This window comes from Mycobacterium sp. VKM Ac-1816D (assembly GCF_000416385.1).
GTDB lineage: Bacteria > Actinomycetota > Actinomycetes > Mycobacteriales > Mycobacteriaceae > Mycobacterium > Mycobacterium neoaurum_A.
The window spans coordinates 52,062-72,853 of record NZ_AOHQ01000141.1 but is presented as its reverse complement, the minus strand read 5'-3'; the positions used below and the strand labels follow the sequence as shown (position 1 = coordinate 72,853).

The following is a 20,792-nucleotide window of genomic DNA, read 5'->3' as shown; positions in this document are numbered from 1 at the left end:
TTCCCTCTTCTTCTGTTGTGTCGGGGCTCTTCACCCCTGCGGTCTAGCGGCTGCCGCCGAGACCCTCGTCATCGACACCGCTCCAGAAGTCTCTGGAGTAGTCGTGATCGGGGATGGTGATCTTCTCGGCGGCGCGGGGGTGCGCTGGTGCTCCACGCATCTCCAGTTCCGCGGCATCGATGTCCAACCGGTCGATATCGTTGAGCATGCGTTCGGCGTCGTTGACGATGCGGCGCATCGCGGGGGCGTCGCCATATCGGGCGCGCAGCGATGTGACGCAGCGGCGAAGGTTGCCGATGAGTTCGTGCAGTTCGGCAAGCTCGGTCGTGGTGGACAAGGGTGACCTCCTTGGGCTGAAGGGTGTCAAGGATCACAGTACGCATTCGATGTTAGCCACAACACGCACTTGAGAGTGAGACAGATCACGTCTATATCGCAGAAAGGCTCGAAAATGTCGAACGACGACCTCAAGCAGAAGGCGGCGGCACTGCTGGCGCTGCACCGCCCCGGCGACCCCGCGATCTTGCCGACGGTATGGGACGCCTGGTCGGCAAAGACCGTGGTCGACGCGGGTTTCACGGCATTGACCGTGGGCAGCCACCCGGTCGCCGACTCCGTCGGCAAACCCGACGGGGAGGGGATGAGTTACGACGATCTGGTCACCCGGGTCGCCCAGATCACCGGAGCGGTCGATGTCCCGATCTCGGTGGACATCGAATCCGGCTACGGCGAGTCGGCGGCCCGGCTGATCGAGGGGCTGCTGTCGGCGGGCGCGGTCGGACTCAACATCGAGGACACCGTGCATTCCGAGGGTGGGCGCATCCGGTCCGGTGAAGACCATGCCGCGTTGGTCGGGGACCTGCGCAAGGCGGCCGACGCCGCCGGCGTACACGTCGTGATCAATGCGCGCACCGATCTGTTCCTGCGGCAGGTCGGTGACGAGGCCGACCGGTTCGACCGTGCGGTGCACAAGCTCAGGCTGGCCGCCGACGCGGGCGCGGACAGTCTGTATCCGGTGGGTCGCCACGATGACGACACCTATCGTCGCCTCGTCGAGGCATTACCGCTGCCGGTCAACGCGATCGCGCTGCCGGGACAGGATGACCCGGCGCGGTTCGGGCCACTGGGTGTGGGTCGGATCAGCTTCGGCCCGTTCCTGCAGGGCGCGCTGACGAGCCGCATCACCGAGCTCGTCACCCCCTGGAAGTAGATCCCGCCCAACGGGGAGAACACGACGAGGCCCCGCGACATCTCGCGGGGCCTCGTTTCGTGCCGCTTACTTGGCGGTGATGGTGATGCGTTGGGGCTCGGTACCGGCGTACACGCCGGCCACCCGGACGGTCAGCACCCCGGCCTCGTATGAGGCGGTGACGGCCTCGCCGGTGACCTGCGCGGGCACCTTGAACGACCGGCGGAACGCGCCGTAGCGGACCTCGGAGAGGGTGCGGCCCTCGGAATGCTCGTCGCGGCGCTCTCCGTGGATCACCAGTTGTCCGCGGTCGAGTTCGACGTGCACGTCCTCGCTGAGAGCCTCGGTGCTGAAGCCGGGCAGTTCGAGGCGGACGACGGCATCGTCTCCGTCGCGGACCACCTCGGCGGCGGGGTGGAAGTCCGCCGAGACCGGCGCGGGGTTACCGAAGAAATCACGCAGCCAGACGTCGACCGGCGACGCGGGGCGGGTGCGTACGGGGGTGCTGCTCATCGGGATCGTCTCCTGTTTCTCGTGCTGATGGTGTCGGGTGACCAGCCCTGCGCCGGTCCTCTGAAAAGAGAACTTGAGTCGGTGGCGCTTAAGTTCCAACTGGGCGTTCGCCGTCAGCGAAGCACTCACACGTTCCGCGCCGGACATGTGAGGAAGCCGTGACGGCCACTTCACACGAGGGCACATTGCGGCAATATCGGCTTTCTACCGTCACCGGTATGAAGGCAGCCAAGCATGTGATCGTGGTCGGACACGGCATGGTCGGACACCGCTTCGTCGAGGCCCTGCGGGCCCGCGACGCCGAGGGCGCCTGGCGGATCACGGTGCTCTCCGAGGAGGCCGACGCCGCCTACGACCGCGTCGGTCTGACCGGTTACACCGAGCACTGGGACCGCACGCAGTTGGCGCTGCCCGGCAACGACTATGCCGGCGACAGCGCCGTGGCGCTACGACTTGCCATGCCCGCCAAGGCCATCGACCGGGAAGCCAAGACGGTGACCACGGTCGATGGTCAGCTCTTGAGCTATGACGCGCTGGTGCTGGCCACCGGCTCGTACGCCTTCGTGCCCCCGGTGCCCGGGCACGACCTGCCGCATTGCCATGTCTATCGCACCCTGGACGACCTGGATGCCATCCGCGCAGGCTCGCTCGCCGCGGCCAAGTCCAAGACCCCCGTCGGGGTGGTCATCGGCGGCGGGCTGCTCGGGCTGGAGGCGGCCAATGCGTTGCGCGCCTTCGGTTTGCAGACCCACGTGCTGGAGATGTCGCCGCATCTCATGGCCGCGCAGCTCGATCCGGCCGGCGGCGCCCTACTGAACCGGATGATCCGCAGCCTCGGTATCGAGGTGCACACCGGTGTCGGCACCGAGACCATCGCGCCGGCGCAGCGCAACAAGCCGCTGCGTAAATCCCAGGACGACGATGCCGTGCGCCTCACTCTCAACGACGGCACCAGCATCGACGCCGGCGTGGTCGTCTTTGCCGCCGGTGTGCGCCCCCGCGACGAACTCGCGCGCGCCGCCGGTCTGGACATCGCCCAGCGGGGCGGTGTGATGACCGACCGTGCTTGTGTGACAAGTGATCCCGCTATCTACGCAATCGGTGAGGTCGCCGCGATCGAGGGCCGCTGCTACGGCCTGGTCGGGCCGGGTTACACCAGCGCCGAGGTGGTCGCCGACCGATTGTTGGGCGGCGCGGCCGAGTTCGGCGAGGCCGATATGTCGACCAAACTCAAGCTGCTAGGTGTGGACGTCGCCAGCTTCGGTGACGCGCAGGGCCGCACACCCAACAGCCTCGACGTCGTCGTCAACGATCCGGTGAAACAGACCTACGCCAAGCTGGTGCTCTCCGATGACGCCAAAACCCTGCTGGGCGGGATCCTGGTCGGCGACGCCTCCGCCTATGGAGTGCTGCGCCCGATGGTGGCCAGTGAACTGCCCGGCGACCCGCTGTCGTTGATCGCACCCGCAGGTGACGGCGGTGCGGGTGCGCTGGGGATCGGCGCGCTGCCGGATTTCGCCCAGATCTGCTCCTGCAACAACGTCACCAAGGGCGATCTGAAGGAGGCCATCTGTGGTGGCTGCACCGATGTCGCCGGTCTGAAGAAGTGCACGTTGGCAGGCACGTCCTGTGGCTCCTGCGTGCCGCTGCTCAAGCAGCTGTTGGAGGCCGAGGGTGTCGAGCAGTCCAAGGCCCTCTGTGAGCACTTCAGCCACTCCCGCGCCGAGATGTTCGAACTGATCCGGGCGACCGAGATCCGCACCTTCTCCGGGCTGATCGAGAAGTACGGCACCGGAAAGGGCTGCGATATCTGCAAGCCCACCGTCGCCTCGATTCTCGCGTCGACCAGCTCCGACCATGTGCTCGACGGCGAGCAGGCGTCGCTGCAGGACTCCAACGACCATTTCCTGGCCAACATCCAGAAGAACGGCAGCTACTCGGTGGTGCCGCGTTCGCCCGGTGGTGAGATCACCCCCGAGCAGTTGATCCTGATCGGCGAGATCGCAAGGGACTTCGATCTGTACACGAAGATCACCGGTGGACAGCGCATCGACATGTTCGGTGCACGGGTGGACCAGCTACCCGAGATCTGGCGGCGTCTGGTCGAGGGCGGTATGGAATCCGGGCACGCGTACGGCAAGTCGCTGCGCACCGTCAAGAGTTGCGTCGGCAGCACCTGGTGCCGCTACGGGCAACAGGATTCGGTGGATATGGCCGTCGAGATCGAGAAGCGCTACCGAGGTCTGCGCGCACCACACAAGATCAAGATGGCGGTGTCCGGATGTGCCCGCGAATGCGCCGAGGCGCAGAGCAAGGACGTCGGCATCATCGCCACCGAGCAGGGCTGGAACCTCTACGTGTGTGGCAACGGCGGGATGTCGCCCCGGCACGCCCAGCTGCTGGCCGGTGATCTCGACGACGAGACGTTGATCCGCTACATCGACCGCTTCCTGATGTACTACATCCGCACTGCAGATCGGTTGCAGCGGACCGCACCGTGGTTGGAGGCGCTCGAGGGCGGCCTGGATCAGGTCCGCGACGTCGTGTGCAACGACTCCCTCGGCCTTGCCGCCGAGTTCGAGGAGGCGATGGCCAAGCACGTGGCAGGCTACGCCTGCGAATGGAAGGGCGTCCTGGACGATCCGGAGAAGCTGTCGCGCTTCGTGTCCTTCGTCAACGCCCCCGAGGTGGCCGACCCGACCATCGAGTTCACCGAGTCCTCGGGACGTAAGGTGCCCGTCGCCATCGGTATGCCGAAGTTCACGCCGCAGGAGGACCCGAAATGACCATTACCGATGATCGCAACGATGTTGCTGCCGAGGCGAATACGGACTGGACGACGGCGTGCTCACTGAACCGGTTGCTGCCCAACCGGGGCGCTGGGGTGTTGCTGCCAGGCGGTGTACAGGCAGCCCTGTTCCGCCTCGACGACGGATCGCTGCACGCAGTGGGCAATATCGACCCGTTCTCCGGCGCGGCGGTGATGTCGCGTGGCATCGTGGGAGACCGGGCCGGTCGGGCCTGCGTGCAGACGCCGATCAAGAAGCAGGCCTTCGCCTTGGATGACGGAGTCTGCCTTGATGATCCGGCGGTATCGCTGCCGGTCTACCGGACCAGGGTCACGCCGGACGGTCTTGTGCAGATCGCTGTGTGACGGCGGCCGCCCACTGGGCATCGCGGCCGGGGCCGGGATGGCGTACCACGTCACCGCGGCGCTGCAGCACGGTCAGGTTGCGATATACCGACTCGATAACGGCGCTTGAATTTCCCTGCCGCAGAACGTAATCGCGCAACTCGGCCGTCGTCATGGGCCGATCTTCCTGCTGCAATGCGCTCACCAACTGCGCGCGCAAACGCTCACTCTGCCCCACCGAAGCCATTTGCACGATCTTAGCCGAGCAGGTGGGTCGGGCCCGAATCGGCTGGTCAGGCCGCGGTCGACAACCGGACGGCGGCGGCGCGGCGGAACCGGCTGGCGATCAGCCGGACCATCCCCGGGTGGATGCCCAGCGGTTCGGCAACCAGGTCGGCGCCCGAGTTGCGCAACCGGTCCTGGAACAACCCGTCGGCCAGCAGATAGGACGCCACCGCGATCCGTGCCCCGCGGCCGTGTGCGCGTGCCACCTGCACCGCATCGGCCACCGTGGGCGTACCGGTGGCGGCATAACCGAGTTCCACCCGGTCGCCGATCAGCGCGGACAGCATGGCCGCGGTCTGACGCAGGTCGGACTGTGCGCTGCGATCCGATGTGCCCGCGGCGGCCATGACCACCGAATCGCCCGGGCGCCAGCCGGATTCCTGCAGCCGGTCGGCGAGTACGCGCACGGTGCCATGACACGGGCCCAGGGGCGGGGTGACCGTCACGGCAGGGTGTGTGCTGGCCTCGACGTGCGCCGGGACGTCGGCGCGAACATGGTAGCCACCGGCCAAAAAGGCCGGTACCACGACAGCGGGCCGGTCTGCTGGCAGTCTGTCGAGCACCTCCGACGGTGTCGGCCCGAGTACATCGACGAAAGCCACGTGGACCTCACGGTCCAGCAGATCCGAGACACGTTCGGCCAGTTGGCCGATCATGTCGACTCCGCCCGGTTTGCGGGTGCCGTGGGCCACCAGCACCGCGGAGGCATCGCGATTCATGACACTCCCATCGGATACTCGTCGACGGCCAGCCGGTAGCCCCGCTTGACCACGGTTGACACGATATTCTTGTCACCCAGCGCATTTCGTAACCGCAGCACCGCGGTCTCGACGGCGTGGGTGTCGGTGCCACTGCCCGGCAGAGCGTTGAGAAGGTCCTGGCGCGACACCACCGAGCCCGGCCGATGTGCAAGGGCGCGGATGGTGGCCATCCCCGCCGGCGGTAGTTCCTTGACCACATCGTCGACCAGTACGCAGGTGCCGCGGATCTCCAGCAGATGCCCGGCCACCCGCATCCGTCGTGACTGCAACAGCGGCAGCTCGTCGGTGATGTGACGGGCGAGGGCACCCAGCCGCATCCGTTCCGGAGCCGAGGTGGGCACCCCGAGGCGAACCAGCGGACGGGCGGTGATCGGGCCGACGCACATCGCGTGCACGTTGGTGCGCAGGGCGTCCAGCACCGCCGATTCCACGCCGAGATCGGCCGCGCGCAAGAGCAGGGCAGCGACCGCCGGGGCGGAGGTGAAGCTGACGGCGTCGAAACGCTGGTCGGCGATACTCAGCACCAATTGATCGAAGGGACCGTTGCGCGGCGCCGGGTTCCATCGATACACCCGGATGGGCACGACGTCGGCACCGGCGGCGCGCAACTCGTCGAGGAACTCGGGGAACGGGTCCCAGTCGTCGTTGGTGCCGTGCAACTGCACGGCGACCCGCATACCGACGATGCCACCCTCCAACAGGTAGTGCAGCAGCTCGCGGGACGATTCGGACTCCGGGGACCATTCCTCTGGCAGACCGGCGGCGCGCAGTGCCCCGGTGGCCTTCGGCCCCCGCGAGACGATACGAGCGTTGCCGAGCGCGGCGGTCAGGTCGTGGGCCAGACCCCAGCCGTCGGCGGCCGCGATCCAGCCGCGGAACCCGATCCCGGTGGTCGCGATCACGATATTGGGTGGCGCGGCGATCAGCGCCTCGGTGTTGGTTCGCAGCTCGTCGTCGTCGGGAAGCGGGACCATCGTGATGGCCGCGGCACTGGTCACGTCGGCACCGCGCCGGGTGAGCAGGGCGGCGAGCTCTTCGCTGCGTCGAGCCGAGGTGACCGCCACCCGGAACCCGGTGAGCGGCGCCCAGTCAGGTCCAGTCATGTCACCTGTGTATTCAGTCGGTGTTTCGGGGCTGTTACTCCGCGATTGCGCGCGGGTGTCGCCGCTGGCCGAGCTGTAGTGGCTGCAGGCGACATCGATGAGAGGTTATGGGCGCTTTGTTGCGTGGGCGCTGCTGACGATAACCCGGCCGTGAACTTCCGCTCACCGCGGTAACCTTCCGGCGGTGAGGTCCTGAACAGGCATTACCAGACGTCGCCGGCTCGCCAATCACAGCTCAGCTCCGCGCTGGTGTCCAGTTCGACACTGACGGGAAGGACGTAGACGCCGCCATCGTCATCCGGGGTGCGGGTGATACCGCTCGGTGCCAGCACCGAGGTGGGGCCGTGCCACTGCTGCCAACCGCGTGGCAGGTACAACTGCATCCCCACCTCCGACGCGCCGAGCGCACCCAGCTGGTAGGCCCCGCGCAGCACCTGTTCCAACGCATCCATGATCGCGGTGCCAAGGCCCTGCCTGCGCCAGTCCTCGCGGACCGCGACGGCCTCGACGTAGCCGCACCGCAGCGGCATATCGCGGTACAGCAGCCGGCGTTGGACGACGGCTCCGTGGGCGATGATCGCGCCACGGTGAAAGATCAGGGCGTGCATGCCGCCGAGCGCGTGCTCCCAATCCGAATCTTCGAAGGTGTCCTCGGTGTCATCGGCGAAGGCCTCGACGACCATGCGGCGGGCGTCCGCGCGGGTTTCGGCGTCCAGGTCGGCGGTGTGGATCAGCCGCGCTGTGTGGACGTCGCGGACCGCGGCGGGTCCCGGTGTGTGACTGCGCACACAGCCGTTTCTACCATCAAATGTCGTGCGGGTGGCGCGGCCGCGACCAGTGCAGCCGGACCGTCTGTCCGGGGCGCACCTGGCCCAGCTTGTCGATGTCCTCGTCGGTGACCACGCCGATCACCGGGTAGCCACCGGTCACCGGATGGTCGGGGCCGAGGATGACCGGAAAACCGTTGGGCGGTATCTGGATCGCCCCGCGGGTGGCGCCCTCGCTGGGCAGCTGCCGGTCGGGCCGGCTGTGTTCCAGCGGCATCCCCGCCAGTCGCATGCCGACCCGGTCGCTGCGGTTGGTCACCAGCCAATTGGTGCGGACCAGGATGTCGGGGTCGACGAACCAGTCGTCACGCGGTCCCGGAACGACCTGGAGGTCCACGATCTCCGGCGAGATGGCGCCCACTGGCGCCTGGTCGAGCTCGGGGAAGCCGGTGCTGTGTTCCCCGATCGGCAGCACGTCACCGGCGCGCAGCGGTGCCGGGCCGATCGCCGACATCACGTCATGACTGCGTGAACCGAGCACCGGGGCCACGTCGATCCCGCCGCGTACCGCCAGGTAGCTTCGCAGCCCGGAGTGCGGTGCGCCCAATGAGATCACCTCACCGTCGCGTGCGTGGTGGATGCTGTTGGTGCCGAAAGGAACTCCGTTGACGGCCGGGTCGGTGTCGGCGCCGGTGACGGCGATGGTGACATCCCCGCCGTGTACGCGGGCGGAGAATCCACCGAAGGTGACCTCGACGGTGGCGTGTTCACCCGGGTTGGCGACCAGTCGGTTCGCCAGGGTGTGTGCCCGCCGATCGGCGGCACCCGAGGTGGTCACCCCCATATGCGCCATGCCCGGCCTGCCCAGATCCTCCACCAGGGCCAGCGGGCCGGTGCGCAGTACTTCCAGCGTGATGCTCATGATTGTCGATTCGCTCCGCAAGCGTCGCTCACGCGATCTCCTCGCAGGCTCGGAGTTCGCATCGTGTTTGTCGATTCGCTCCGCAAGCGTCGCTCATGAATCCGCCCGGAACGCGACGGTCATCCCCGGCGTGAGCAGGGCGGGCCGGTCGCGGGTGACGTCGAACAGGACCGTCGACGTGCGCCCGATCAGCTGCCAGCCACCGGGCGACTCGCGAGGGTATACCCCGCTGAATTCGCCTGCCAGACCGACTGATCCGGCCGGAACCCGGGTCCGTGGTTCGGCCCGGCGGGGGACTCGTAATCTGGGGTCGCCGCCGATCAGATAGGCGAATCCCGGTGCGAAACCGCCGAATCCGACCTGCCAGAGGGTGTCGGTATGGGCGGCGACCACCTCGGCGGTACTCAGACCTGTCAGCTCGGCGACCTCGGCCAGGTCGGCACCGTCATAGGTCACACCGATCACAACGTCGGGTTGGGCCGCCTTACCGTACTCATCGACGGGACGCTGCAGGCGCAGGGCTTTGAGCCGTTGCCGGGTGGGGGCCAGATACCGTGGGCCCGCCAACTTCACCAGGATCGTCCGGGAGGCGGGCACGATGTCGAGGACGCCGGGCAGCCCGGCGCTCTTCAGAGTGTCGGTCCAGGCCAATACCGCCGCGGTGCCGTCGAACTCGAGCAGCAGCGCCTGATCGCCGTAATCGCGAACGGTGCCCAGATCACCGGGCACGTGGACTTCCGTCGTCACCGTCATCTACCGAAGCTACCGCCGGGTAACGTGACGTTCGACGTGTCTGAGGGGTTTGCCAGAGGAGCCTTAACAAAGGTTCATACGCTCGTTCACGCGACCGGCTGATAGGTCGGTTCGCGGCGCTTGACCATTGCGATCACCCGGTAGGTGACGGGCAGCAGCACCACCTCGACGATGGTCTTGTAGAACCAACCCTGCGCGGTGTAGATCAAGAAATCGCTGAACGAGGTGATACCGATGACGCTGGCCGCGATGGCGCAGAACACGACGGTGTCACCGAGCTGCCCGACGAAGGTCGACCCGACAAGGCGTGCCCAGAGATGCTTCTCCTTGGTCCGTTCCTTGATGAGCACCAGCGACCAGGCATTGAGAGTCTGCCCGACGAGAAACCCGGCCATGCCGGCGATGATCAGCCCGGTGTAGGCGCTGACGATGTTCTCCAGGTGTTCTTGGTTCGGGTAGAAATCAGCGGCGGGTAGGTACACGGTTGCCCAGAAGGCGGCGGCGGCAAGGGCATTCATCGCAAAACCGGTGAGGATCGCGCGCCGGGCCGCCTTGAATCCGTAGACCTCGGACAGTACGTCGCCGATCACATAGGTCAGCGGGAAGACGATGAACCCGCCGTCGGTGATGATCGGGCCGAACTCGACGCCCTTGGTGGCAGTGACGTTGGAGATGATCACCAGTGCGGTGAAAACCGCTACGAAGATCGGATAGTAGGCCGAACCGACCTGTGCGTAGGACGGGCCGTGCTGGGTGTCGTTCGGACTGCTCACCCGGATATCTTGTCAGGCCAGCGCGGGCCTGAGCATGGCCGGGAGCTGGTCGGCGACCGCGGGCAGCGACAACGGCGAGCTGAAGGCGATCGCCGCGGCCAGGTCGCGGCCGGTGAAGACGTTGCGGGCCCCCCGTTCGGCGATGATGGGGTCCGCTGTCAGCACCGCAGTCTCGGCGTCGTCGGCACACCAGATGAGCACATCGGCCGCGCCGAGGACCTGCGCCATCCGGTCGCGCGGAACGGTGGCGTCGGTGTCGGCCACGGTGAAACCGAGCTGGGTCAAGAACTCGGTGCGCCAGCCCGGTGGCGTGACCACGACGTCCCCGCCCTCGAGGCTGCCCTGCAAGAGCAGCGCGCGTTTGTCCTTGAACTGGGGGTTTTCGGTACCCACGGTCGTGAACCGGGTGTCGACGTCGGCGATCAGCCGGGTCATCTCGTCGTGTTTGAACACCGCGGCACCGATGGCTGCGGCCTGGTCCTTCCACGGTTCGAAGAAGGCCTGCGTCCCGGACTGGGCGATCGTCGGCGCGACGTCGGACAGCCGGTCATAGGTGTCGCGGTCCAGGCCGGCGTTGGTGGCGATGATCAGATCGGGGTCGAGCGTCGCGATGGCGTCCACGTCGATACCGTTGTCGAGGTTGAGCACCGCTGGTCGGGCGGCGCCGAGCGCCGGGAGCGCCCATGGCCAGGTGGCGAACGGCTGCCCGCCGAACCATTCGGTCACCCCGACGGGGGTAACGCCGACGGCCATCAGGCAATCCTGGCCGGTGAGCCCGGCGCTGACCACGCGGGTCGGTGGCGCGGGTACTCGGGTTTCGCCGAATGCGTGCCGGATGGTGACCGACCCGTCATCGGCAACCGCGCCGGGCCGTTGCTCGGAGCTGCAGGCAGCGGCTGCAGCCGCCGATCCGGCGGCAAGCGCCAGCAGGAAACCTCGCCGGGACCAGGGTGTCGGCACGCCGTGAGCGTACTTCCCGGCGAGCGTGCGTGTCTGCACGATGACACGCCGGTGCGGTGGAGAGTTCGCGCACCGTCGCGGCGATGACACCGCGAAGGTTCCCACCAGCCGACCGGCTACGGGGCCAGCCCGCGCAGCAGCACCGCCAGACCGAACTCGAAGGCGTCCTCCGCGCGGTCCGGGCCCGATCCGGCTGCCAGCGCGGCCGCGAGTTGCGGGCTGACGTCGGGGCTGGACCCCCACGGCGCATCGGGCGCTGCGGCATCCAGCGCAGAGCCGAGGACGAAGGAGTCGATGAGCGTGATGGCGCGCAGGGTGTCGGGAGCGCTGAACCCGGCAGCGGTGAGCGTCTGTGCCAGCGCGTTGTACATCGCGACGGCGTGCGTGCTGGCGACCGGGTAGGCGGTCAGTAAGGGGATCAGCCTCGGGTAGCGGGCGTAGCTGCGACGGTAGGAACGCATGATGTCGGCGACGACGTCGATCCATGGTCCGTCGGTGTCGGGAAGCGTCACTGCGCTCATGGCCTTTTCGCGGAGCAGTTCGATGATCTGCTCGCGCCCGGTGACGTGGTTGTACAACGAGGACGGGCTCACCTTGAGTGAGCGGGCCAATTCGGGGATGGTGAAACCGCCGGTGCTCTCGACCAGATCCATTGCGGCACCAGCGATCCGGTCGGTCGACAGAATCGCCACCCTGGGTCGTCCCACTGATCGATTTCCCTTCGGCTCTTTACAACGGCTTCTCCGCATCCCACAATAAACGAAACTCATTCGTTTTAGGAGCGTCGACATGCTCGTTCTCACCGCCGAGCCCGCTGAACCGTTGTCCCGGACCGCCGAGTCGCGACGGCTGCCGGTGCGCGTCGCACTGGTGCAGCACCGGTGGCGCGCCGATGCCGCCGAGCTGATCGGGGTGCTCGACGACGGCATCGCCCGTGCCGCTGACGCCGGTGCGACCGCGGTGTTCCTGCCCGAGATCACCCTGTTGCGCTATCCCGCCGACACCCGGGCCGGTGCGAATCCCGGTGACTCTGCCGAGAACCTGCTGGACGGCCCGACCTTCTCGATGGCCGCCGAGGCGGCCCGGCGGCACGGGATCTTCGTGCACGCCTCGCTGTACGAAAAGGCGCCAGACGCCGACGGTCTCGGTTTCAACACCGCGATCCTGGTCTCGCCGGCGGGCGACTTGGTCGGGCGTACCCGCAAGATGCATATTCCGATCTCGGCGGGCTACTACGAGGACACCTACTTCCGTCAGGGACCGGCCGAGGACGCGTACCCGGTGTACGCGCCGGAGGGTCTCGGTGCGCGGGTGGGCCTGCCGACCTGCTGGGACGAATGGTTCCCCGAGGTCGCGCGGAGCTACGCGCTCGGCGGCGCCGAGATCGTCGTCTATCCGACCGCCATCGGATCCGAACCTGTGTTCCCCGCGTTCGACACCCAGCCGCTGTGGCGGCATGTGATCGTCGGGCACGGCATCAGCAACGGACTGTTCATGGTGGTGCCCAACCGGACCGGGAACGAGGGCGCCCTGTCGTTCTACGGGTCATCGTTCATCTCCGACCCATATGGTCGGGTGCTGGTGTCGGCGCCCCGTGACGAGGAGGCGGTACTGATCGCCGATCTGGACCTCGATCAACGGCGTGACTGGCTGGAGCTCTTCCCGTTCCTGCTGACGCGCCGACCGGACAGCTATGGCGCGCTGACCGCGCCGGTGGATGTCGCGCACCCCTACGGCGCGGGGCACTCAGCCACGGCGGTGGTCAAATGAGTAATCGGCCGACCTACATGATGCCTGCCGAGGGTGCCACCCAGGACCGGGTGTGGATGGCCTTCCCATCCGCCGGATACTCCCTGGGCGATACCGCCGATGAACAGCACGAGGCACGGTCGACGTGGGCGGCCGTCGCACACGCCATCGCAGAGTTCGAACCGGTCACCATGCTGGTCGACCCCGACGAGGTCGACGTCGCGAAACGCTATCTGTCGCAGGACATCCAGACAGTCGAGGTCCCACTCGACGACGCCTGGATGCGCGATATCGGGCCGACTTTCGTGCATACCGACGACGGTTCGGTCGCCGCGGTGGATTGGGTGTTCAACGGCTGGGGCGGCCAGGACTGGGCGCGCTGGGACCGCGACTGCAAGGTCGGTGCGGTGGTGGCCGAACTGGCCGGCGTGCCATTGGTCTCTTCCCCGCTGGTGAACGAGGGCGGCGGCATCCATGTCGACGGATGTGGGACCGTACTGGTCACCGAGACAGTGCAACTCGACCCCGGCCGCAATCCTGATCTGACGAAGGCCGATGTCGAGAGCGAATTGTCGCGCACCATCGGGGCCACCGCCGTGGTCTGGCTACCGATGGGCCTCACCAGGGATTCGCAGCGCTTCGGTACGCGCGGGCATGTCGATATCGTCGCGACATTCGCCGAGCCCGGTCGCCTCCTCGTGCATGCCCAGACCGACGACAACCACCCGGATGCCGCGGTATGTCACAAAATTCGGCATTCACTCGGCGAGCGCTTCGAGATCGTCGAGATACCGGCCCCGACGGTCCTCACCGATGGCGAAGGCTTCGTCGACTACAGCTACATCAACCACCTCGTGGTCAACGGCGGGGTGATCGCCTGCGCGTTCGGTGATCCCCGCGACCGCGAAGCCGCCGCCATCCTCACCGAGCAGTACCCGGGCCGCCGGGTGGTGTCGGTGGATGCCCGGCCGCTGTTCGCCCGCGGCGGCGGAATCCATTGCATCACACAGCAGCAGCCCTCCCCGCGCTGAGCACCCGGACGGCCTGGGACACGTCGGGCGCCCCAGGCCGCTGGGCTGCGGGTCAGACCAGGTTGATGGTCACCGTGATGTTGCCGCGGGTGGCTTTCGAGTAGGGGCATACCTCGTGTGCGCCGTCGACGATCTGGCGTGCGGTCTCTGGGTCCACACCCGGGATGCTGACGTTGAGACGCGCCTGCAGCGAGAACCCGCCGTCAGCGTTCACCAGGTCCACCTCTGCGTCGACAGCGGTCTGTGCGGGCAGCTTCACCTTGTGCTGTCCGGCAACCAGTCCCATGGCGCTCAGATAGCAGGCCGACCAGCCGGCGGCGAACAGTTGCTCGGGGTTGGTGCCGGTGCCCTCGGCGCCCGGCGCGGTGAGTTGGATGTCCAGATTGCCGTCAGAGCTGTAGGACTCGCCCTGGCGGCCGCCGGTGGTGTGGGTTGAGGCGGTGTAGACGACGGACATGGTCTTCTCCTTCGAGGGTTCGGCGGCCTGTGCTTTCGCTTCGGCTGATCGGTGCAACTCGACCGAGATTTACTTCATTCCCGATTCAATCGCGCGCGCTAGAATCGGCATATGAAGCCGCAGCTTCCCCAGCTCTCGGATTTCCTGTGTTTCGCCGTGTACTCGGCGAACCTCGCCTACGGAAAAGCGTACAAACCGCTCCTCGACAAAGCCGGTATCACCTACACCCAATACCTGGTGATCGTTTCCCTGTGGGAAAAGGATCACCAGACCGTCAGCGGCCTCGGTGAGAAGCTCTTCCTGGAGTCAAACACCCTCACTCCGATACTGAAGCGACTCGAGGGCGCCGGTTACCTCACTCGGGAACGTTCGGCAGATGACGAGCGCCAGGTGCTGGTCAGTCTGACCGATACCGGCCGCGCGCTACGGGAGCAAGGCGTGGAAATGGATCTGATAGCCGCCACCGGTTTGGAGCCCGACGAACTGCGCGCCATCCAGAAGGGCATGGTGAAGTTGCGAGACAATCTACGATCGCACGTCCGCGAAAACTGACGCTCGGGCATAATCTCGGGCGTGACCGACGTACTGATTGCGGGCGCCGGCCCGATCGGACTGACCGCCGCCATCGAACTGGCCCGCCGCGGTGTGGCCGTGCGGATCATCGATCCGCTACTCGAACCGCCCCGGTACGCCAAAGCTGTTGGTGTTCAACCACGGACCCTCGAAGTGTTCGAGCGGATGGGGATAGTGCGCCAGATCCTCGATGCGGCGGTGCATTTTCGCGGGCAGATCGCCTACCTCAACGGTGAACGGGTCGGTGACATCGAGCTGACGCTTCCCGACGATGTGCCGTTTCGCTTCATCGGCATACCCCAGTACAGCACGGAGCGGGTGTTGCGCCGGGAGCTCACGGCCCGCGGTGTGCGCATCGAACGCGGCGTCCGGTTGACCGGTTTCGAACAGGACTCCGACGGTGTCACCGCCATGCTCGACAACGCGACACCCGTTCGGGCGCAATATCTGATCGGTGCCGACGGCGCACACTCGATCGTCCGCAAGACGCTCGGCCTGAATTTCGAAGGCGCCGCCTTCGAAGAGCAATACATGCTCGCCGATGTCGAGGTGGACTGGACGCTACCGCCCGGTTACGCGGTGCGATCCATGCACAACTCCGAGGGCAAGGTCGACGACATTCTGGTGTGCATACCGCTGCCCGGGCGGGGACGCTATCGGATGTCGATGCTGGTGCCGCCCGAGCTGTCCACCCAGGGTGGGGTGCAGCACGGCTTCGGTGAGGGCACGCCGGAGCTACACCACATCCAGGCGGTGTTGGATCGGTTGTCACCGGAGCCGACCACAGCTCGGAACATGCGGTGGTCCTCAGTGTTTCGGATCAGCCACCGCATCGTGGACGCCTACGGCCGCGGCCGGGTCTTCGTCGCCGGCGACGCCGCGCACATCCACCCGCCCACCGGTGCGCAAGGAATGAACACCGGAATTCAGGACGCCTACAACCTGGCATGGAAGCTGGCGTTGGCCGTGACCCGTGATGCGGCGGACGGGCTTCTCGACAGCTACGACGCGGAGCGTCGACCCATCGGTGAGGAGGTGGTCGGACGTACCGTGCGCAGCGCGCGGGAGGGGATCGGCGCCGACTCGACCGATCCCGACTTCGTCATCCGCCGGGAGGCGCAACTGCTGGTGAGCTACGCGGACAGTCCCATCGTGGCCGCCGGTGCCGGCCGCCGGGCACCCGATGCGCGTGGGTTGACCCGAGCGGCCGAGGCCGAGCCGTTGCGCCTGTTCACTCTGTTGGTGGGCACCCGACACACTCTGCTGTTGTATGCCGACCCAGCAACAGGTTTCGAGGAGCTGGAGAACGCAGCCGAGGCCGCCGAGCGTGCTGCGCACGGGCTTCTCGATGTGTACGTTGTCGCTCACCCCGATGCGGCTGTCGAGGCCACCGTGCTGCCGTTGGTGCGCGACGAAATCGGCGAATTCGCCGCGGCTTACGGTGTCGACGGACCTGCAGCCATCGTGGTGCGTCCTGACGGGCATCTGGGCTATTCCGGCGCGGTGGATGCTGACGCGCTCGTGGGGTACCTGAAGCGGACGTTCGTCTAGCGTCCGCGGCCCTCGATCGGAGTCGAACCGCCTTTCGGCATGCGCGAGCCCGGGGTGTTCGACCTGGCGGGACCGGCGACGCCGCCTTCGCCGGTAACACCATGCACGCGTTTCACTGTGTAGTTATCAAGGTACGCAGTAACTTTGGTCGGACATGGTCTCAAGGCGGCGGTGTGTTCGGAGTGGAGTCGCAGATGATGGGTGGCTACATACCGGACCCAACCTTTCGCAAAGGCCAGCACAATGCCCTTCGGGCACGATGGTTCGCACAGGCCTCGTCGGGGCTGTAGAACCTCTCGGTGACTGGGTCACCGACCCGGGCTCACCGGATATCTCGTGGGAGCCACGTACGCTTCGAACTTGTGGACGGCCGCGGACGACTCAGGGGATCAACTGCACCTTCAGATGGTCCTCCGACCGTGCCATCGCCACCGCGTATCCGGCGGCGGCATCGTTCAAAGGCAATGTGGTGGTGAAGATGCCGTCGACGTCGAGCCGGCCGGCCTGTAACAGCGGGATGAGTGCGGGCCAGGTCTGTTGCACCGGGGCGGTGGTCAGCCGGATGGTGAGGCTGCGGATCAGGCAGGCCAGCGCGGGCAGCGGGTAGGGCTGCAGATCGTGTACGCCCACGATCGACACCGTACCCCCGGTGCGCACGCTGTCGATGGCATCGCTGATGGTGGCGTCCGTGCCGACGGCGTCGATCACGGCATCGGCGCCCAGCCCACCGGTAGCTTCCCGAATATATTGCACAGCAGGCGAATCCACAGCAACCGCACCCCATGCGGCCGCGCGGTCGCGGCGCGTCTGCACCGGATCGACCGCGTACACAGTGGCTGCGCCGAGGGTCAGCGCGCTGCGCAGCGCGCACATGCCGACCGCGCCGAGGCCGATCACCGCGACGGTGCCGCCGACCGGGATGTCGGCGCGCAAGGCTGCCGCCCATCCGGTGGCCAGGTTGTCTGTCAGTAGCAAGGCCTGCTCGGTGCTGATCGACTCGGGCATCTTGAGTAACTGGAAGTCGGCGGCGGGCACCGCGAGCAACTCCGACTGTGCACCGCCGAGCCCGCCGGATCCGAAGATCTGGGGACCGAGCACGCAGCGGATGGGGTCGCGGGTGGCACAACCCGAGCATCGTCCGCACCCAGCCACCGAGGAGACCAATACCCGGTCGCCCACGTTGAAACCGGCTACCTCCGAGCCGGTTTCGACGATGGTCCCGATCGCCTCGTGGCCGAGCGCTACGGGTTCGGCGAGCGGGTAGTGGCCTTCCAGGAAGTGCAGGTCTGACCCGCAGATCGCGGCCGCCTCGACGGCGATGATGGCACCGTCGGCGCCAGGCAGGAGCGGGTCGGGACGGCTCTGGACGCTGACGGTGCCTTCGGCGTCGACCACCACTGAACGCATGCTCATTCCTCCCGGAAGTCCGACCAGATGGGTTCGCGCACGGCAGCGTGATAGGTGCTCAGGCGCCAGGGGCTGACGGTGTGGATCTCACCGTCGTCATTCTTGAAGTACGAGTGGGTGATCGATGGGTGAGCCCAGACGGTCTTGCGGATCTCTTCCTGAGACCGCCTGTGCCATTCGGCGGTCGGATCGGGTAGTGGTTCGATGCATCGCAAGTCGGCGGTGATCAGGTGCTCCAAGCATTGGTTGATATAGCGCATCTGCAACTCGGAGTTCAGGATCAGACTGCCGCCGTGCGCCAGGTGGGCGCCCGGACCGTAGGTCATGAAGAAGTTGGGAAAGCCCGGGACGGTGATGCTGCGGTAGGCATACGGTCGGGTGCCCCACACCGCGTGCAGGTCGAGGCCGTCGCGGCCGGTGACGGTGATCGGGAACAACACGTCGGTGGCGCGGAAACCGGTGGCGTACACGATGATGTCCGCCTCATGGGTGGTGCCGTCGGCGGTGACCACGCCCGTCTCGGTGATGCGCTCGATCGGGGTCCTGATGAGCTCGACATGGTCGCGTTTGAGTGTGCTCAACCAACTGCCGTTGTCCTGCAGGGTGCGCTTGCCGGTGGCCGGGTAGTCGGGTAACACCTTGGCCAGCAGGTCTGGATCATCTCCGACCTGGTTGGTGATCCAGTCGGTGAACATGATGCGCGCGATGGCGTTGATCTCGCTGACGGCATTGCTCTGGTCTCGGTAGTCGGGGTCGACCAGCGCGGCATCCAGACCTTTGTCCGCGCCCGGCCAGAGCAGTAGGAAGCGATACCAGCGGCCGTAGTAGGGCAGGTGTTCCATTGCCCAGTGCACGCCTTCGGCCACGGGCTCGTGGTACATGGGATTGGGAAACATCCACTGGGCGGTGCGCTGAAAGACGTTGAGGCGTGCGACGTTGTCGGCGATTGCTGGGGCGATCTGGAATCCGCTGGCCCCGGCGCCGATCAGGGCAACGCGCTTTCCAGTGATGTCGACGCCGTGATCCCAGGCAGCGGAATGGAATGACGGCCCGGTGAACGTGTCGGCGCCAGGGAAGTCCGGGATCTTGGGACGGTTGAGTTGTCCGACGGCGGTGATGATGGCGTTGGCGGCGAAGCTTTGGCCGTCGCCGGTGGTGACGTTCCAGCGATCACCATCCCAGCTCACCTGCCGGACCTCGGTGCCGAAGCGGATGTGCGGGCCGAGTTCGTGGCGGTCCACGACATCGGTGAAGTACTGCCGCAGTTCGGGCTGTTCGGCGAAGAAGTGCTGCCAGTGATTGCTGGGTTCGAAGCTGTAACAGTAGAAATGGTTGGCTACATCGACACGAGCACCGGGATAGCTGTTCTCCCACCATGTTCCGCCCGGTCCGCTGTTCTTCTCCAGGATGGTGAAGCCGATGCCGGCCTGCCTGAGCCGCACGCCGGCCAGGATGCCGGACTCACCGCAGCCGATGACGATGACATGGAAGTCCCCGGTGTCCTCGAGCGCATGCGGTCGCCGTGGGTCGATCCCGTCGAGGTCGAGCTCCTCGAGTACCAGCGGCAGGTTGTCCTCGCCGACGTGCTCACAGGCTGCCCAGTCGAGCATCTGTCGGATCAGTTCCGGCGAAAGGGGTTCCGGCACCGGGCACCCGGCGTCGCGGTATGCAGTGATGACGGGAAGGGCCTCGGTGCGAGCACGGTCCTTGTCCTCCTCGGACATGAAACCCTGTACCTCATTGAGGAACAGTCCGGCCTGCTTGTAGTCGCGGATGAAACGCGGGTCGCCGGTGATGTGAACGAGTGACAGCAGCAGCGTAGGAATGCTGACCTGCTCCAATGCCGCGGCGATATCGGCTTCGGGGGTCTCGAAGGGCCGGCCGGTGTGGAAGCTGCGGGTCACAGCTGGTTACGCTACGGCGGGTTGCGGAATGAGGCAAGGGTGTGGTGATGCTTCACCCTCGACTCGGTCGGCGCTCGGCGCTGCGCCCCACGATGTCGATGGCATGGCCCAATCTGGAGCGCATCTCGGAGAACGTCCTTCGGCCCTGGACCAACGCGAGTACCTCTGAAGTCCACACGTCGGTGATGAGGTCTGCGATGGCGGCGAAGGTGTTCATCTCGGCGGAGTAACCCTGGGCCATGACGTGTATGAACATGATCGCCGTCTGTCTGCGGATCATCTCGGCTTCCACGGAAGCCACCACATGAGACGCGACATAGGCATGGGTGAGCGAGTGTGTCACTCGGTCGGAGTGTTCCATGGCGTTGATCAGGCTCCAGACCGACAACCGGAGTCTCGATATCGGGTCGTCGATGGCGGACAGATCCGCGCTCAGAAATTCGTCGAATCGGATCAACTCCCGTTCCAAGGCCATCACGAGAAGATGAACCTTCGACGGAAAGTAATGATAGAGCGTGCCCATCGCGACACCTGCTTCGTCGGCGATGGTGCGCATGTGGACGCGGTCATATCCGCCGGCACCCGCGACAGACACGGCGGCGTCGAGTATTCGGGATCGGCGTTCGCGCTGACGTTCGGTGGTCAGTTCTTCTTCGGGCAGCGAAGCGACGTGATAGTGGTACGCCTCCTCGTCGTCTGGCCTCAGCGCCACGCGGTCTCCCTGTAGATCGTAGCCATCCATCCGTTGAAACCGTGGTGGACAGGTGTCCAACGATATGCCCCTATCGACCGTCCGACAGTTGTGTCCGCTTCGTTGGTCGTGGACGTTACCCGCCGGAAAGATGCGACAAAACAGGCACAATCGGTGGACGCTTGTTAAACGATAACGGATCATATAATAATGGACACCTGTCCAGCTAATCGAGTGGATGTAGTCCGATGACCGTGAGGTCGAGGGGAG

At 66.2% G+C, this 20,792-nt stretch carries 22 protein-coding genes; 7 read left to right on the top strand and 15 right to left on the bottom strand.

The window, feature by feature from the left end; all coding sequences use genetic code 11:
* Nucleotides 1–43: 43 nt before the first annotated feature.
* On the bottom strand, nt 44–337 hold the full coding sequence (locus G154_RS20760; protein ID WP_019511717.1) for a hypothetical protein: 294 nt from the start codon (nt 335–337) through the stop codon (nt 44–46).
* Nucleotides 338–451: 114 nt separating this feature from the next.
* On the opposite strand from G154_RS20760, the gene G154_RS20755 reads away from it, so the two are divergent.
* Nucleotides 452–1,210 (top strand): isocitrate lyase/phosphoenolpyruvate mutase family protein, encoded by a 759-nt coding sequence (locus G154_RS20755; protein ID WP_019511716.1) that lies wholly within the window; start codon nt 452–454, stop codon nt 1,208–1,210.
* 66 nt (nt 1,211–1,276) lie between these two features.
* Here the strand turns inward: G154_RS20755 and G154_RS20750 are convergent, their stop codons facing one another.
* Complete coding sequence (locus tag G154_RS20750; protein WP_023985156.1) at nt 1,277–1,702, bottom strand: Hsp20/alpha crystallin family protein; 426 nt, start codon at nt 1,700–1,702, stop codon at nt 1,277–1,279.
* A gap of 218 nt (nt 1,703–1,920) precedes the next feature.
* Here G154_RS20750 and nirB point away from each other — a divergent pair, with 218 nt between their 5' ends.
* On the top strand, nt 1,921–4,488 hold the full coding sequence (gene nirB / locus G154_RS20745) for a nitrite reductase large subunit NirB (RefSeq protein ID WP_019511714.1): 2,568 nt from the start codon (nt 1,921–1,923) through the stop codon (nt 4,486–4,488).
* The gene (gene nirD, locus G154_RS20740; RefSeq protein WP_019511713.1) at nt 4,485–4,856 is read left to right on the top strand and encodes a nitrite reductase small subunit NirD; all 372 of its coding nucleotides are present in this window, start codon (nt 4,485–4,487) and stop codon (nt 4,854–4,856) included. Before nirB ends, nirD begins: the two co-directional genes overlap by 4 nt.
* On the opposite strand, the gene G154_RS26115 is transcribed toward nirD, so the two are convergent.
* The 9 genes from G154_RS26115 to G154_RS20700 all read right to left on the bottom strand — a co-directional run bounded on the left by G154_RS26115 (nt 4,822) and on the right by G154_RS20700 (nt 11,812).
* Entirely contained in the window at nt 4,822–5,082 is a 261-nt protein-coding gene (locus tag G154_RS26115) for a hypothetical protein (RefSeq protein WP_081650070.1), read from the bottom strand. The genes nirD and G154_RS26115 overlap by 35 nt on opposite strands.
* A gap of 46 nt (nt 5,083–5,128) precedes the next feature.
* Nucleotides 5,129–5,839: a sirohydrochlorin chelatase gene (locus G154_RS20735; RefSeq protein WP_019511712.1), complete on the bottom strand. Its 711-nt coding sequence runs from the start codon at nt 5,837–5,839 to the stop codon at nt 5,129–5,131.
* A complete protein-coding gene (locus tag G154_RS20730; RefSeq protein ID WP_019511711.1) occupies nt 5,836–6,984 on the bottom strand; it encodes a uroporphyrinogen-III synthase in 1,149 nt (382 codons plus the stop codon). The genes G154_RS20735 and G154_RS20730 overlap by 4 nt, the downstream gene beginning before the upstream one ends.
* Before the next feature lie 203 nt (nt 6,985–7,187).
* Nucleotides 7,188–7,772, bottom strand: a complete 585-nt coding sequence (locus G154_RS20725) for a GNAT family N-acetyltransferase (RefSeq protein ID WP_019511710.1) — start codon at nt 7,770–7,772, stop codon at nt 7,188–7,190.
* 16 nt (nt 7,773–7,788) lie between these two features.
* On the bottom strand, nt 7,789–8,673 hold the full coding sequence (locus G154_RS20720; RefSeq protein WP_019511709.1) for a 5-oxoprolinase/urea amidolyase family protein: 885 nt from the start codon (nt 8,671–8,673) through the stop codon (nt 7,789–7,791).
* A 93-nt stretch (nt 8,674–8,766) separates the two neighbouring features.
* Nucleotides 8,767–9,426 (bottom strand): allophanate hydrolase subunit 1, encoded by a 660-nt coding sequence (locus G154_RS20715; RefSeq protein ID WP_019511708.1) that lies wholly within the window; start codon nt 9,424–9,426, stop codon nt 8,767–8,769.
* Between the two features lie 86 nt (nt 9,427–9,512).
* Nucleotides 9,513–10,199 (bottom strand): queuosine precursor transporter, encoded by a 687-nt coding sequence (locus tag G154_RS20710; RefSeq protein WP_019511707.1) that lies wholly within the window; start codon nt 10,197–10,199, stop codon nt 9,513–9,515.
* Between the two features lie 12 nt (nt 10,200–10,211).
* A complete protein-coding gene (locus tag G154_RS20705; RefSeq protein ID WP_023985157.1) occupies nt 10,212–11,159 on the bottom strand; it encodes an ABC transporter substrate-binding protein in 948 nt (315 codons plus the stop codon).
* Between the two features lie 116 nt (nt 11,160–11,275).
* Nucleotides 11,276–11,812: a TetR/AcrR family transcriptional regulator C-terminal domain-containing protein gene (locus G154_RS20700; RefSeq protein ID WP_187697587.1), complete on the bottom strand. Its 537-nt coding sequence runs from the start codon at nt 11,810–11,812 to the stop codon at nt 11,276–11,278.
* 136 nt (nt 11,813–11,948) lie between these two features.
* On the opposite strand from G154_RS20700, the gene G154_RS20695 reads away from it, so the two are divergent.
* Nucleotides 11,949–12,929 (top strand): nitrilase-related carbon-nitrogen hydrolase, encoded by a 981-nt coding sequence (locus G154_RS20695; protein WP_019511704.1) that lies wholly within the window; start codon nt 11,949–11,951, stop codon nt 12,927–12,929.
* Nucleotides 12,926–13,939, top strand: a complete 1,014-nt coding sequence (locus G154_RS20690; protein WP_031601275.1) for an agmatine/peptidylarginine deiminase — start codon at nt 12,926–12,928, stop codon at nt 13,937–13,939. Before G154_RS20695 ends, G154_RS20690 begins: the two co-directional genes overlap by 4 nt.
* Nucleotides 13,940–13,991: 52 nt before the next feature.
* Here G154_RS20690 and G154_RS20685 read toward each other — a convergent pair whose 3' ends face one another.
* Nucleotides 13,992–14,396, bottom strand: coding sequence for an organic hydroperoxide resistance protein (locus G154_RS20685; protein ID WP_031601276.1), 405 nt, complete (start codon nt 14,394–14,396; stop codon nt 13,992–13,994).
* Nucleotides 14,397–14,507: 111 nt separating this feature from the next.
* Here G154_RS20685 and G154_RS20680 point away from each other — a divergent pair, with 111 nt between their 5' ends.
* Both G154_RS20680 and G154_RS20675 read left to right on the top strand, forming a co-directional pair.
* Nucleotides 14,508–14,948, top strand: a complete 441-nt coding sequence (locus G154_RS20680; RefSeq protein ID WP_019511701.1) for a MarR family winged helix-turn-helix transcriptional regulator — start codon at nt 14,508–14,510, stop codon at nt 14,946–14,948.
* A gap of 21 nt (nt 14,949–14,969) precedes the next feature.
* A complete protein-coding gene (locus G154_RS20675; protein ID WP_019511700.1) occupies nt 14,970–16,520 on the top strand; it encodes an FAD-dependent monooxygenase in 1,551 nt (516 codons plus the stop codon).
* Nucleotides 16,521–16,901: 381 nt separating this feature from the next.
* Here the strand turns inward: G154_RS20675 and G154_RS20670 are convergent, their stop codons facing one another.
* The 3 genes from G154_RS20670 to G154_RS20660 are packed head-to-tail and all read right to left on the bottom strand — an operon-like array spanning nt 16,902 to nt 20,543.
* Entirely contained in the window at nt 16,902–17,927 is a 1,026-nt protein-coding gene (locus G154_RS20670) for an alcohol dehydrogenase catalytic domain-containing protein (RefSeq protein ID WP_023985160.1), read from the bottom strand.
* A gap of 2 nt (nt 17,928–17,929) precedes the next feature.
* A complete protein-coding gene (locus tag G154_RS20665) occupies nt 17,930–19,831 on the bottom strand; it encodes an NAD(P)/FAD-dependent oxidoreductase (RefSeq protein ID WP_019511698.1) in 1,902 nt (633 codons plus the stop codon).
* A gap of 52 nt (nt 19,832–19,883) precedes the next feature.
* Nucleotides 19,884–20,543 carry a TetR/AcrR family transcriptional regulator gene (locus G154_RS20660; RefSeq protein WP_162181520.1) on the bottom strand — a complete coding sequence of 220 codons (660 nt, stop codon included), beginning with the start codon at nt 20,541–20,543 and terminating at the stop codon, nt 19,884–19,886.
* Nucleotides 20,544–20,792: the final 249 nt, after the last annotated feature.